Source organism: Vibrio sp. sp1 (assembly GCF_016920955.1).
Taxonomy (GTDB): domain Bacteria; phylum Pseudomonadota; class Gammaproteobacteria; order Enterobacterales; family Vibrionaceae; genus Vibrio; species Vibrio alginolyticus.
The window spans coordinates 654,380-667,323 of the sequence record NZ_CP060590.1 but is presented as its reverse complement, the minus strand read 5'-3'; the positions used below and the strand labels follow the sequence as shown (position 1 = coordinate 667,323).

Annotated in this window: 14 protein-coding genes; 7 read left to right on the top strand and 7 right to left on the bottom strand. The window is 44.8% G+C overall.

Going from position 1 to position 12,944, the window contains the following annotated elements:
• Window positions 1-200 precede the first annotated feature (200 nt).
• The 5 genes from H9L11_RS18510 to H9L11_RS18490 all read left to right on the top strand — a co-directional run bounded on the left by H9L11_RS18510 (window position 201) and on the right by H9L11_RS18490 (window position 5,166).
• Window positions 201-581: a DUF3302 domain-containing protein gene (locus H9L11_RS18510; RefSeq protein WP_005375135.1), complete on the top strand. Its 381-nt coding sequence runs from the start codon at window positions 201-203 to the stop codon at window positions 579-581.
• Window positions 581-1,711: an HlyD family secretion protein gene (locus H9L11_RS18505; RefSeq protein WP_205391370.1), complete on the top strand. Its 1,131-nt coding sequence runs from the start codon at window positions 581-583 to the stop codon at window positions 1,709-1,711. Before H9L11_RS18510 ends, H9L11_RS18505 begins: the two co-directional genes overlap by 1 nt.
• 324 nt (window positions 1,712-2,035) lie before the next feature.
• Window positions 2,036-2,584 (top strand): ECF-type riboflavin transporter substrate-binding protein, encoded by a 549-nt coding sequence (locus tag H9L11_RS18500; protein ID WP_005375133.1) that lies wholly within the window; start codon window positions 2,036-2,038, stop codon window positions 2,582-2,584.
• A 6-nt stretch (window positions 2,585-2,590) separates the two neighbouring features.
• Entirely contained in the window at window positions 2,591-4,330 is a 1,740-nt protein-coding gene (locus H9L11_RS18495) for a DUF3744 domain-containing protein (protein ID WP_205391369.1), read from the top strand.
• Window positions 4,327-5,166, top strand: a complete 840-nt coding sequence (locus tag H9L11_RS18490) for an energy-coupling factor transporter transmembrane component T (protein ID WP_205391368.1) — start codon at window positions 4,327-4,329, stop codon at window positions 5,164-5,166. Before H9L11_RS18495 ends, H9L11_RS18490 begins: the two co-directional genes overlap by 4 nt.
• Before the next feature lie 122 nt (window positions 5,167-5,288).
• Here H9L11_RS18490 and H9L11_RS18485 read toward each other — a convergent pair whose 3' ends face one another.
• From H9L11_RS18485 to napG, 4 genes are all read right to left on the bottom strand, one after another.
• Entirely contained in the window at window positions 5,289-5,570 is a 282-nt protein-coding gene (locus H9L11_RS18485) for a YrhK family protein (RefSeq protein ID WP_025768568.1), read from the bottom strand.
• A gap of 206 nt (window positions 5,571-5,776) precedes the next feature.
• Window positions 5,777-6,958, bottom strand: a complete 1,182-nt coding sequence (locus H9L11_RS18480) for an MFS transporter (RefSeq protein WP_005375129.1) — start codon at window positions 6,956-6,958, stop codon at window positions 5,777-5,779.
• A gap of 199 nt (window positions 6,959-7,157) precedes the next feature.
• Window positions 7,158-8,012, bottom strand: a complete 855-nt coding sequence (gene napH / locus H9L11_RS18475; protein ID WP_104976443.1) for a quinol dehydrogenase ferredoxin subunit NapH — start codon at window positions 8,010-8,012, stop codon at window positions 7,158-7,160.
• Entirely contained in the window at window positions 8,012-8,782 is a 771-nt protein-coding gene (napG, locus tag H9L11_RS18470; RefSeq protein WP_064376387.1) for a ferredoxin-type protein NapG, read from the bottom strand. The genes napH and napG overlap by 1 nt, the downstream gene beginning before the upstream one ends.
• Window positions 8,783-9,177: 395 nt before the next feature.
• On the opposite strand from napG, the gene H9L11_RS18465 reads away from it, so the two are divergent.
• Complete coding sequence (locus H9L11_RS18465) at window positions 9,178-9,678, top strand: GNAT family N-acetyltransferase (RefSeq protein ID WP_205391367.1); 501 nt, start codon at window positions 9,178-9,180, stop codon at window positions 9,676-9,678.
• Window positions 9,679-9,724: 46 nt separating this feature from the next.
• Here H9L11_RS18465 and H9L11_RS18460 read toward each other — a convergent pair whose 3' ends face one another.
• Both H9L11_RS18460 and H9L11_RS18455 read right to left on the bottom strand, forming a co-directional pair.
• Window positions 9,725-10,702 carry a phosphotransferase gene (locus H9L11_RS18460; protein ID WP_104980145.1) on the bottom strand — a complete coding sequence of 326 codons (978 nt, stop codon included), beginning with the start codon at window positions 10,700-10,702 and terminating at the stop codon, window positions 9,725-9,727.
• The gene (locus tag H9L11_RS18455) at window positions 10,699-10,974 is read right to left on the bottom strand and encodes a GNAT family N-acetyltransferase (RefSeq protein ID WP_104980147.1); all 276 of its coding nucleotides are present in this window, start codon (window positions 10,972-10,974) and stop codon (window positions 10,699-10,701) included. The genes H9L11_RS18460 and H9L11_RS18455 overlap by 4 nt, the downstream gene beginning before the upstream one ends.
• A gap of 136 nt (window positions 10,975-11,110) precedes the next feature.
• Between H9L11_RS18455 and H9L11_RS18450 the strand changes: the two genes are divergently transcribed.
• A complete protein-coding gene (locus H9L11_RS18450; RefSeq protein WP_005375123.1) occupies window positions 11,111-11,848 on the top strand; it encodes a flagellar brake protein in 738 nt (245 codons plus the stop codon).
• A 124-nt stretch (window positions 11,849-11,972) separates the two neighbouring features.
• Here the strand turns inward: H9L11_RS18450 and H9L11_RS18445 are convergent, their stop codons facing one another.
• A complete protein-coding gene (locus tag H9L11_RS18445) occupies window positions 11,973-12,932 on the bottom strand; it encodes a porin (RefSeq protein ID WP_171344177.1) in 960 nt (319 codons plus the stop codon).
• Window positions 12,933-12,944 lie beyond the last annotated feature (12 nt).

Here is a 12,944-nt window from a genome sequence, read left to right as displayed (position 1 = left end):
TATCCTTCCTCTATCACTTCACTGTTTGTTTAAATAAGTACTCAGCAACACCTTAACTGCCAATAAACATCAGTGGATACTTACATCGCATAAACATAATTCCTACATAAAAACCGCTTGATTCATCTGTAGTTAAGACAAATACTTAAATTGTTAATTTACGTAGATTTTCCATTTCGCAATAAGCACAGGTAGGTAAGATGTTTCTAGACTATTTTGCACTTGGGTTACTCATCTTCGTTGCTTTAGTGATCTTTTACGGAATCATTGTCATTCATGATATTCCATATGAAATCGCCAAAGAGAGAGAGCACCCGCACCAAGACGCAATTCACTACGCTGGCTGGGTCAGCCTTTTCACTTTGCATGCGCTGTGGCCATTTTTATGGATCTGGGCAACATTATGGCGCAAGGAACGCGGCTGGGGTTTTAAACAACTAGAACAAGAAACACACGACATTCATCACCGCCTTGAAGAACTCATCGATGAAGTCAACGAACTCAAAAACGAAGTATCGATGTTGAAACAACAAAAGATTCAGCAAAAGCCTTTGCCTGAACAAAGTAAAGAGGACGAATAATGGACTTATTGCTGATTCTGACTTACGCCGCTCTTTGTATTGCCATTTTTAAAATTTTCAATATTCCTCTAAACAAATGGACCGTTCCAACCGCCGTACTTGGCGGCGTAGTGTTAGTGGGCACACTCGTGCTGCTTATGAACTACAACCACCCATTTACTCAATTAGGTAACCAAGTGTTCCCGACTACGCCTATCGTCTCTGGCGTGCGTGGCCGCGTGGTGGAAGTGCCAGTCCAGGCCAACCAACCGCTCAAAACGGGCGATATTCTTTTCAAAATCGATCCTGTGCCTTTTGAAGCAGAAGTTGCTCGCCTTAAAGCGAAAGTCAAAGAAGCAAGCCAAGGTGCCCTGGGTTTAGAGTCTGATCTAAGAGAAGCAGAAGCTGCTGTATTGAAAGCGCAAGCGGACAGAGATAAAGCACAAAGGGAATTTAGCCGATATCAAAAGGGCTTTGATCGTGGCGCGTTTACTGAACAAGATTTGGATACTCGACGCCAAGCGTATAAAGCGGCAGAAGCCATGTTAGACGTTGCGATTTTGCAACAAGAACAAGCGCAAATCGCTCTGGACTCTGAAATCGGAGGCGAAAATACCCAAGTCGCGCAACTTCTTGCCGAGCTGCGTAAAGCAGAGTTTAACTTAGAGCAAACCGTCGTTCGTGCGCCAACCGATGGTTACGTTACGCAATTGGCTTTGCGTCCTGGTGTTATGGCTGTGCCGTTGCCACTTGCCCCGGCAATGACCTTCGTACATACCGAAGACATTACGTACACCGCGGCATTCAGACAGAACTCATTACAACGCTTGAAGCCAGGCTTTGAAGCAGAATTTATGTTCCGCGCAATTCCGGGCAAAGTGTTCCGTGGCGAAGTCATTGACGTGATTCCAGCCATTGGTGAAAGCCAAATTCAAGCGCGAGGCGCTCTTCTTGGGACTGATGCCTTGCGCACGAGCGGACGTGTTTTTGCGAAGCTGAAAATTACCGACGACTTGAGTGGATACCACCTACCAATGGGTACTGCGGTTGAAGTTGCAGTTTATTCAGACAGCTTTACTCACGTATCAGTGATGCGCAAAGTGCTTATTCGTATGAAGAGCTGGCAGAACTATTTATACCTCGACCATTAATGAACATATAGCGCATTCATTTATTGGTAAAAATAACATCAAACCGGCTGACGATCAGCCCCTGATTCATTCTAGCCATCCAGATAGATAGCATTCCCACTTTTATTAATATTCTGTATAATGCGCGCCTTATTTTTAATGCTTGCTAAAACCAAAGCCAGTCAAAGGGATGCGTGAATCAAATCACACATTTCCTGAAGAAAAATAGAGCAAACAATAAGCAGCTTGGTTGTTTTGAATATATGTTACACAATCAAATAACTAACGCTTTCCAACAATATAAATGAACGTTCTTTAAAATCGACTATTGAACTGAGGTTATCTATGAATCTTTCCGCTAAAACTGTTGTGGTTATTGCAATCGGTGCTGCTCTTTACGGTATCGGCGGCTTACCTATGTTTGGCATCCCTGTGTTTGCAAACACAACGCTAAAACCAGCAATGGCAGTATTAGCATTGTTCTCAGTACTATTTGGACCACTTGTTGGCTTCTTGGTTGGTTTTATTGGTCACTGGGTTACTGACCTATTTGCAGGTTGGGGCGTATGGCTCACTTGGGTACTTGGTTCAGGTATTGTTGGTTTGATTATCGGTCTATTCCCTTCTCTAACGCGCTACCGTTTGGAGAAAGGTGATTTCAATATGAAAGACTTCGCGTTATTCGTAGTACTTGCGCTATTAGGCAACGTATTTGGTTACGGTTGCTCTGCATTCCTCGACACGATTTTATACGCAGAACCGTTCACTAAAGTGTTTACCCAGCTTTCTATTATCGCGATCGGTAACACCATTCTTATTGCTATTGTTGGCTTCTTCATTCTTAAGTCTGTCGCTAAACGTAACAAGCAAAGCCGTAACTTAACAGAGGCTTAATGTCGAATGACAATCGAATTTTCTAACTTCTCTTTTAGATATGAGTCGCTGGACAAACCGACGCTAAAAAATATCAATCTAAGGATAGAGAAAGGAGAGAAAATCGTCATTATCGGTCCAAGTGGTAGTGGTAAATCTACCCTTGGGCAATGTCTTAACGGACTGATCCCACACGCAATCAAAGGGGAAACCAGTGGAACATTGACCATCAATGGTCAAGACACCGCCCCTTTCGACATGCACCAATACACTGAGCAAGTTGGCACCGTACTGCAAGATACGGACAGCCAATTTGTCGGTTTGAGCATTGGCGAAGACATTGCATTTGCGCTGGAGAACCAGCTAACTTCAAATATCGACATGTACCCATTGGTCAAAGCCACGGCCAAAATGGTCGACTTGGAACAGATGCTAGAACGCTCACCCCACGATTTATCTGGCGGGCAGAAACAGCGTGTTTCTTTGGCGGGCATTCTCGTCGATGATGTCGATATCCTTTTGTTTGATGAACCACTAGCTGCGCTTGACCCTAAAACGGGTAAAAAAACCATCGAGATCATCGATGATCTACACCGCGAAACGGGCAAAACCATCGTAATCATTGAACATCGTCTTGAAGACGTTCTGCATTGCTCAGTTGACCGTATTATCTTGATGGAAAGCGGCAAAATCATTGCCGATACAACGCCAGATGAAATTTTAGCGTCGCCTTTGCTAGAAGATTACGGCATCCGCGAACCGCTTTATATTTCAGCACTGAAAGAAGCAGGCTGCGCGATTGAGGGCGATGCAAAACCTTCTAGCTTAACTACCTTACCGTTGGAGCAATATAAACCGGCAGTACAAGCATGGTTTGATGGTTCAACAGCACAACCGCCCAAAACGCCAGCCGAGACTTTGCTTGAAGTCCGTGGCCTCACCTATTCTTACGACGGTGAGAAAAACGCGTTAGAAGACGTGAGTTTTGACATCAAGCGTGGCGAGTTTGTCTCTGTACTTGGCAAAAATGGCTCGGGTAAATCGACCATCACCAAACTGATTATGGGCGTTATTGAAGCGGATAGCGGCTCAATGAGTATGAATGGTCAAGATCTTAACGAACTGACCATCTTCGAGCGCAGCCAGAAAGTGGGCGTGGTGATGCAAAACCCGAATCACATGATTTCCCATCACATGATTTTCGACGAAGTGGCCTTCGGCCTCCGTAATAGTGGCGTTGAAGAGAAACAAATCGAAGCTAAAGTACTTGAAGTCCTTGAGCTGTGCGGTTTGAGCAAATACCGTCACTGGCCAATCGAAGCATTGAGCTACGGCCAGAAAAAGCGCGTAACCATTGCGTCAATTTTGGTATTGGAACCAGAGCTTCTGATCCTTGATGAACCGACGGCAGGTCAGGACTATCGAAACTACACGTCTATGCTGAGTTTCATCGAAAAGCTCAATCGCGAGTTGGGCGTAACCGTGATGATCATCTCTCATGACATGCATTTAGTGTTGGAATACACCACGCGCTCTATCGTGATTGCAGACAGTAAATTAGTCGCGGATGCACCAATGACGCAGGTATTCAGCAGTCCAGAGCTACTAGACCAAGCAAACCTCACCACAACAAGTCTGTTTGAGTTGGCTACAAAAGTTGGCATCGAAGACACCAATGGCTTTATGCAGCACTTTATCAATGTAGAAAAAGCGCACCGCCAACAAAAAAGCGACGACGTAAACCAACTAGAGAAAGCGGTGGCATGAAAGACAATAAGATGAAGTTTGGTATCAACTACATCGATACCCAATCACCACTTCATAAGTTGAATGGCATTACTAAGTTCTTGCTTTTCATTGCTTGGGTAACGGTGGTGTTGACCACATTTGACTTGCGAATCATCGCGCTGTTGATCGTGCTTGGTTTAGGCTTACTGAAAATGACCAAAGTGCCCTTTCATGTCTACAAACCGCTGTTATTCGGTACTGGCACGGTATTACTGATCAATGCCCTGTTTATGTTCGCGTTAGCACCGCAACAAGGTACTGAGTTCATGAGCTCATCAACGGTTTTACTCTCGTTACCCGGTAATTACTCGCTCACTCAAGAGACATTGTTTTACCTAGTAACAGTGACGTTGAAGTACTTCAGCATGTTCCCAATCGCGTTGGTGTTTGTATTTACCACTCATCCGACAGAGTTTTCAGCCAGCTTGAACCGTTTAGGTGTGCCTTACAAAATCGCCTATGCTGTGAGCTTAACGCTGCGCTACTTGCCGGAAGTGAAAAAGGACTTTGTTAACATCATGCACGCGCAACAAGCACGCGGAGTAGAACTGAGTAAGAAGGCTCCGTTGCTCACTCGTATGAAGAACGTGGCGAAGATTCTTGGACCTCTGATTTTCTCTAGTTTAGACAGAGCCGATCAAATCTCAAACGCGATGACGCTACGTGGTTTTGGCCGCCACTCCTCTCGCACTTGGTACAGCTTAAAACCACTGACCAAAGCCGATATGATCTGCATGGCTGGGATTGCGGTGATAGTGATTGCTGCGATCAGCAAGCGTGTGATGGACACACAACTGTTCTGGTATCCGTTTTAAATTCTGAAGCTTCAAACTGAACATAACGTGGTTAGTGTTGTGACCACGTTATCTTCCGTCTTTCCCCTCGATAACTCGCCTGTTGGCTTCTTGCTTGCAAGTATTCAAAAGAAGCGGTAATTTCAGCGGCTCGCTGATGTGCCAGAAAGTTGCTTATTCAAACGACCAACATGAACTAAACTCATCAGTTTTATCAGGGGCTTAATGATCAACTGCGCACTGCCTACAATGAAAAGCCAAGTACCACTTTCAATCAACGAATCATTCAAAAAGAAAAAGCTACCAATTAAAAACCAAATAGCAATGAGTAGGTCGTTTGCAGCACCTAACGCCTCATAGCGGCGCTGAATAACGATGTGACGGCTTCCTAGATCTAAATCCAACTCTCTGCCATGTATCTGCACTGTATAGCTCCCCTCTTATTGTTTCGCGTCAGTTATGCCCAAGTTATTTCGAAATACTTAGTTCTAAACCCTAACGGACGTGGCATGCATTGACAACCATTGGAGGGATTATCTATTTGCAATAAAAAGAAAAGGGCGCATAAGCACCCTTTTTAGCGAGTCTAATTACAGGTATTCGCTTTAATGATTAGATAGTGAGTACCAACTTAACTCCACTTCAACAAGCGAGTTTCGTTGCCTTCTTCCGGCTTCGCTGGAATATTGAGTGACAACAGCAAGCTCACTGCTGCCATACCAGCGCCGATGTAAAATACGCTAGCAGGTGAAACCAGCCAAATCACACCAAACGTAACAGGTATTACAACCGCCGCAATATGGTTAATCGTAAACGCAACGCCCGCGGTCGACGCCATATCTGCTGGGTCGGCAATTTTCTGGAAGTAGGTTTTAATCGCAAGCGCTAACGCGAAAAATAGATGATCGACAACATACAATGCTGCCGCCCACTCAGCCGTTTGCACCAAACCGTACCCGACAAACACGAAGATCAAACCGACGTATTCAAACATCAACGCTTTGCGCTCACCTACAACGCCGATAAAACGGCCTATTCGCTTCGCAAACAAGAAGTTAAAGACATAGTTAATCAGGAACAGCAACGTAATATCTGCGGCGGAGTAACCAAACTTTTCTACCATCAAGAAACCAGCGAACACCGTAAAAATTTGACGGCGTGCTCCACTCATAAACGTAAGCGCATAGTATAACCAGTAACGTTTACGCAGGATGAGCTTCTTGTTCTGAGGCACTTTTGTCTTAAATTGTGGGAAGGCAAATGCCATCACCAAAATGAGCACAAAACCTAAACCACCAGCCATTAAATAGACCGTTTTAAAATCAAGTTTGAGCTGTTCGAGCGAAACCCAAATGGCGCCGTAGGTAAACAGAGAAGCCAAAGCTCCAACAGAAATAAACTTACCCAGCATTTCTGGCGCTTCTTCTTTAGATAGCCATTGTAAAGACAAAGACTGCTTGAGTGTTTCAAAGTAATGGAAGCCGGTGGACATTAACAAGGTTGTAAAAAGTAGACCGTACAAAGTGGGAAAATAACCTGTTAATGCCGTACCAAGCGTAAGCATCGCCAAAGATACGAGCATAAAGCGTTGCTCTCGGATAAACAGCAATACAAACACGGCGGTAAAGGCCAAAAAACCCGGAATTTCGCGCACACTTTGCAATAGGCCTATGTCGGCACCATCAAAGTTTGCTTTCTCTATAACAAAGTTGTTCAACAACGCCATCCAGGTAGAAAAAGCAATGGGCACGATAATGGAAATTAACAGGAGGAAATTTTGCGGCGTTCTCCAGCCGTGCGATGAGGTAGTCATGATGTTTCCTTTAAATATGAAGGCATCATCATAGCTTTAAATGTAACAAATTCGCAATATCATTATTATTTTCAACCCAGAGCAAGCTGATATGGCTGAGGAATATTGTTATGAAGATAAACATCGCACTCAATTCCTTGGCTAAGCGCGATGTTCAAGTATCAAGAGAACTAAAGCATGAGTAAATGTGCTCAGTGGCTTAATCAATGACTTTTACTGATAGGCGATTTTTAAATTCAAACACATGTTCTGGACACACATCCAAACAACGGCCACAGCTAATGCAGTTTTGATCCATAACTCGACGATCTCCCTCTTTCAAAGGCTGCCGAAGCACTTCTGGTTCTGGGCAAACGTAAAAGCAATCCATGCATTTGGTGCAATCTTCGCGCCGAACAGCAGTAACGCGCAACAGGCTTTTTCGGCCTATCACGCCATAGGTAGCCCCCAGTGGACATAAGTGCCCACACCACCCATGCTCAACCAAGAGTAAATCCAACACAAACACTAGGGCGATTAGCACCCAACCTGCGCCCATACCAAACACCAACCCGCGATGCAGTGCCGCAACTGGATCTAACCATGTCCAAAGAATCGCGCCAGATAGCGCACTGCCCAACATCAAAACAGGGATCAGCCAATAACGAATCATGGGAGACCAACGATAGCTCGCTTTAATGTTGAACTTTCGACGCAACCACGCCGCCAAGTCTGTCACGATGTTCAACGGGCACACCCAAGCACAAAATGCGCGCGGCGCCAAAATCGCGTAAAACACCACGACAATCACTACGCCTAACAACGCATTAAACTCCGGAACATGCCCTGTCGCCAAAGCTTGAAGCACAATTAACGGGTCACTTAACGGCACGTTATCGAGCAACATACTTGATGACAGATTACCAGTTAGAATTCCCAGCGTCGGCCCAGCCATAAACAGCGCAATGATGGTGAACTGACATAGCCGACGTAAAATCAAAAACCGATGCGCGCGCCACCAACCAAGCTTTTCAAGCGCTTCTTTGCCAGCATTTTGAGCTAAATTCTTTGCCATTACTTACCTCCTTTTAGCGATTCAAGCGCACCTTCCGGCACAGGCGTCTCACTAGGGAGGATATTTTCGAGTGGTTTGTCGAGCTCTTTCCAACCAAAATTGTAGTGGCTGCCCACTTTGCCTTTCGCCAAATCCGTCGGGACGACTTTAATAGCAGCGACATCCAACACGCACGCTTGTTCACACTTACCACATCCGGTACACACTTCGGAATTCACTGTAGGGATAAGTTTGGCGTGATAGCCAGTTCGATCGTTGTGAACCATCTCTAACGTGATGGCTTCATCAATCAGCGGACAAACGCGATAACAAACGTCGCATCGTAACCCTTGCCAGTTAAGGCAAGTTTCATGGTCAATAAGAACCGCTGTACCCATTCGAGCATCATCAATATCGGTTAGTTTCGGATCCAGCGCCCCACTCGGACAAGCGACAACACAAGGAATGTCTTCGCACATTTCGCAGGGAATATCGCGTGCAGTAAAGTAAGGTGAGCCAGTCGCGACGGGTGAAAGTAATGTCGCAAGTTTCAGGGTATCGTAAGGACATGCCTGAACACACAAGCCACATCGAATACAAGCTGATTCGAAATCGCCTTCCGGCAATGCACCTGGCGGACGAATAGGCACACCTTTGGTTTCTCGAGCTTGGCTTTGTAGCGATTGTAAGCCCAATACACACGCAGCTGCGCCAACACCAGCCGCAGTTCGAGCTGTATCACGCAAAAATCGGCGCCGACTTTGCGATATTTTAGACTGAGAGGATTTCATGCTATTTCCTCAACAAAACTCCCTTATCAAGTTAAGCATAAGTAGCCCTAAACGTGTCGTTTCCCTATACCTCATAGGAGGTAACTCCATCCTCTATTGATTCAAGTCAACTGACGCACAGTGCCGTCGTCACAGTTTGACTAAATGCGTTTATTTACTGCGACATGAAATTCACCACGATACTCTGCAGTACGCGCCATTCTCAGTACAATAATTCAACACCTTTGCAATCTACTCGTTCAATTCGATGACAAATCACTACTAAAAATTCAAAAAAACACATCATAACAAGCTAATTTAAAAGGCATTTATCCATTAAACATAAAAAAACACTATCCAAATAAGAAAACTGTGGTTAGATTAAAAATTAAAACTAAAAAGCGAAGGAGAGAGGCATGGAAATTATCGTACGTCCAACGACCGTCGAAGACGCAGCGGCACTCGTAGAAATCTATTCACAACCAAAAGCACAACGTGAAACCCTGCAACTCCCAAAGCCTTCGCTCGCGATGTGGGTGAAAAGATTGTCAAACATACCTGATGGTGTTTATAGCTATGTCGCTGAAATAGATGGTAAAGTCGTCGGAAATATTGGCTTTCACCACTCTCTACGTCCAAGAACGATGCACACGGCATCGTTTGGCATCGGAGTACATGATAGTTTCCATGGACTCGGTATTGGTAGCAAATTGATAGAAACAGTCACTGAACTAGCAGATAACTGGTTAAATGTGAGAAGAATTCAGATAGAGGTCAATGCCGATAACGACGCCGCCATTGGGCTTTATAAAAAGCATGGATTTCAAATTGAAGGTGAAGCGATTGACGGTTCCTTCCGTGATGGTGAATTCATCAATACCTATTACATGGCGCGCATCAGACCAGGCCAAAGATAAAACAAAGCCTCCTACTAATTGGAGGCTTTTCTTTTTAAACTTCGACTCACTTTCGTAAGTAAGCCAACGCTCTGCGAGTCAATGCTTCTGTGTAGGGATTGATCTTCCAGTGGTCGGGACTCCAACCTTTCACAAAGCGCTGAAAGTCTGCCCAAGCCACAGCAAACAAAGGACGCCATTCACGCTCGACTTCATTAGGGTCAAGATTCGGTTGATAGACCATTAGCGCGTGTTGCAACTGAGCAAAATACGTATCCAAAACCCAAACTTCCATCTCTGCACAACGTTCTGGCTTAACGGCGCTACTCATAAACAGTACCACATCTTTCATTGCACACCCACATCCAACGTATTGAAAGTCAACCGCAGCAACGCTTGATTCTTCTTCATCAAAACAGAAGTTCGCCAATTTGGCATCACCGTGTACTAGTGTTTTAAACTTAGCTTGCGAAAGCGTTTGATCAATCAATTGAGCCGCATTTTGTAGCTCAGTGTCTTGCAATGCTTCAAGCTCGTCGGGTCTGGTTGCTAAGTGCCAGTATGTTCCGGTATGCCACAACTTATCCGAACGAACATCGATGTATCGCGCATGAAAGTTCGCCAACCAAGTGAGGCAGGCTTGTAGATGCTCTAGCTGTGCATCTGTGATGACTTTTGGAAAGCCCACCTCGGCGAGATCTTCCATCACAATGAGCCATTCATTCTCCGATTGGAACGTTTTTAGACCTTGTGGTACTCGGCAGCGAGTATCCACCCCTCCGGAAAAATACTCATACCAATTCACTTCCACCTGATAAGAGTGCAACTTTCTTTGATGAGAACGGTCCGTATTCCAGCCTCTAGGATGCTCTGAAGGCTTAGGGAGTTTTACATGCTTAATGATCACCGAACGAGTAGAATAAGTAGCTCGGACTAACTCCCCATAACCTCCCCATAGCGATTGTATGACTTCTACAGAGCGGTAAATACCGAGATTGAGTTCCTGGCCAATAGTTTGGTAGCGTTGGTGGTTGTTACTCATCATGCGAGCAGATGTGACCACGTTTGGTTCTTCTCCATGTAGTGAATAACATATGGGCAAACTGGTTTGATTTGATAACCGAGTGACTCAATTTCTGGCAACACCGCTTCCATCATCACTTTTCCGTACCCCTTACCTCGCAGTGCTTCAGGAACAACCGTTGATGTAATGTGCATGACATTACCCTCAAGCTGGTAAATCACCTTGGCTTTATAGCCCTGCTCTAAATCAACCCAGAATGTACTATTCGTGGCTTCATGAGTTACTTTATGCATATCTTGCTCTCTAATTTTTGTTACAGATTGATTGAATCAAACTATATCACTGAATAAAATCGATACCATGCGAGAGTGCTGCTTCGCCTCACGCGATTACCTTCTTACATCAGGTACGACAATTATAATGAGAAATATGAGCCCAATTGCCAGAGACGGCAAACTACCTCTGCAAAGCAAGAAGGCACCAGAACGTCAGGCAAGTACATTAAATAGCACCGATGCAATGGCAATGGTCGAACATGGCAGTGAAGTGAGCTTAAACGTCACCACCCCCGTTGGTACAAAGTTTATTACAACCAGCACATTTGTTGGCTGTCACTCAAATAATACTGCATTGATAGAGGTTCCGAACATCTCCGATGAAGACTTGAAGTTCTATTTTCAAGAAGGCTTTTGGATCAATGTAAAAGCCTACTCTCATCGAGGTGAAGGGGCCGTTATCCCATTTCGGGCCCAATTACAGCATCGACTAGGCGATCCGTACCCAATTTTGGTGCTAGACCTACCCAACACTATGCAGGTCTTTCAGCTTCGCAAAGAAGTGCGTTACGAAGTAAATTTGAGAGCGCGTGTTTGTTTAGAAGCCTATCGAACTGAATGCGAAATAAGAGATTTATCTCGTAGTGGCTGTCGTTTTGTAACATCACCAATGAGCCGGCCACTTCAGGTTGGTGACCACGTTTCATTGGATCTAACGATGCCCGGAGAGAGTCGTATGCTAGCGCCATTGCGAGGTCGTATTTGTAATTTACAAAAATCAACGCACTATGCTCGCTACGGAATGGAGTTTGATGAGGTTGGTAAAAACAACGCTAAAAACCTCCTCAGTCACCTCAAATTTGATGGTACTAAGCTCACACTAAAAAGATAGATTTGATACCCCCTATCGCTTATCAAGAAGCTTTGAAGTGCTAGAAAACAAGAAACCCCTTACTTTTCAGTAAGGGGTTTTTATTTACTAAGAATAAGGCAGTATCTTAGATAAGAGTCATGACTTAGAAGTCGTAACGTAGACCTAGCGCTAGCTCATCTTTTTCATCAGCGCCTTCGTTATCCATTAGATCGAAGTTGTATGATGCGTAGCCACGGAAGTTAGGCTTGAAGTAGTAAGTTACATCAACAGCTAGGTTTTCTACAGTATCTGCGTCTTCTAGTTCACCTTTGTTGAACGTAGAAGTGAATACAGTTTGACCCATAGTGTAAGCAGCGGCTAGTTCGTAGCCTTTGTAATCAAAAGTCTTGCCTGCAACATCCATATCCGCGCCAGTGTAGTTACCAGCGAAGTAGAAGTCACCTACAGAGTATGCAGCTACCAGCATGAACTCATCGCTGTCGTTTTGATCTGCGTAACCAGCACCTAGTTCAAAACCAGTGTTAGCAAACGCGTAAACACCAGATAGAGAGAAGCCATCTTCCTCGTTGTCTGTAAAGCCTTGTGCATCTGTTGTGCGATCAGCAAAACGGTAGCTAGCGCGTACAGCTAGTTGCTCGAATTGGCCTTTGTAAGACAGCATGTTATCTGTACGGTCAGAAACAGGCAGTTTAAGTGCTGCTGTGTTACCGTGGTAAGCCATAATATCAGTAAAGTCAGTAAGAACCACTAGTGCGCCGTCGTTTTTACCGTAAGTTACTTCACCGTATTTGCCACCCAGACCCGCATAAGCGTAACGAGTTTCAAGATCACTATTGTTATCTACGGCACCTTCTTCTTTTGTTTTGAACTCACCTTCCCAAAAACCAACGCCGTATAGGTTTTCATTGATTTCCTGTTTGCCTAGGAAGTTAAGACGGATGCGAGTACGGTCTTCTGCCTTACCATCCATCATAGAAAGACGCGCTTCAGCGCGGCCGCCCATCTCAAGAGAAGTGCCATCTTGGTTGTATAGTTCTGAAGCGACAACTTGAGATCCTGATGCCATTAGCGCCACTGCTACAGCTAAAGTTTTTAATTTCATTGTTATTTTCCA

What these genes read in the sequence shown, in the direction of transcription:
- H9L11_RS18505 (WP_205391370.1), top strand. Translation starts at nt 581, where the DNA reads ATGGACTTATTGCTGATTCTGACTTACGCCGCTCTTTGTATTGCCATT.
- H9L11_RS18495 (WP_205391369.1), top strand. Translation starts at nt 2,591, where the DNA reads ATGACAATCGAATTTTCTAACTTCTCTTTTAGATATGAGTCGCTGGAC.
- napH (WP_104976443.1), bottom strand. Translation starts at nt 8,012, where the DNA reads ATGGCAAAGAATTTAGCTCAAAATGCTGGCAAAGAAGCGCTTGAAAAG.
- H9L11_RS18500 (WP_005375133.1), top strand. Translation starts at nt 2,036, where the DNA reads ATGAATCTTTCCGCTAAAACTGTTGTGGTTATTGCAATCGGTGCTGCT.
- H9L11_RS18490 (WP_205391368.1), top strand. Translation starts at nt 4,327, where the DNA reads ATGAAAGACAATAAGATGAAGTTTGGTATCAACTACATCGATACCCAA.
- napG (WP_064376387.1), bottom strand. Translation starts at nt 8,782, where the DNA reads ATGAAATCCTCTCAGTCTAAAATATCGCAAAGTCGGCGCCGATTTTTG.
- H9L11_RS18465 (WP_205391367.1), top strand. Translation starts at nt 9,178, where the DNA reads ATGGAAATTATCGTACGTCCAACGACCGTCGAAGACGCAGCGGCACTC.
- H9L11_RS18450 (WP_005375123.1), top strand. Translation starts at nt 11,111, where the DNA reads ATGAGCCCAATTGCCAGAGACGGCAAACTACCTCTGCAAAGCAAGAAG.
- H9L11_RS18445 (WP_171344177.1), bottom strand. Translation starts at nt 12,932, where the DNA reads ATGAAATTAAAAACTTTAGCTGTAGCAGTGGCGCTAATGGCATCAGGA.
- H9L11_RS18510 (WP_005375135.1), top strand. Translation starts at nt 201, where the DNA reads ATGTTTCTAGACTATTTTGCACTTGGGTTACTCATCTTCGTTGCTTTA.
- H9L11_RS18460 (WP_104980145.1), bottom strand. Translation starts at nt 10,702, where the DNA reads ATGATGAGTAACAACCACCAACGCTACCAAACTATTGGCCAGGAACTC.
- H9L11_RS18455 (WP_104980147.1), bottom strand. Translation starts at nt 10,974, where the DNA reads ATGCATAAAGTAACTCATGAAGCCACGAATAGTACATTCTGGGTTGAT.
- H9L11_RS18480 (WP_005375129.1), bottom strand. Translation starts at nt 6,958, where the DNA reads ATGACTACCTCATCGCACGGCTGGAGAACGCCGCAAAATTTCCTCCTG.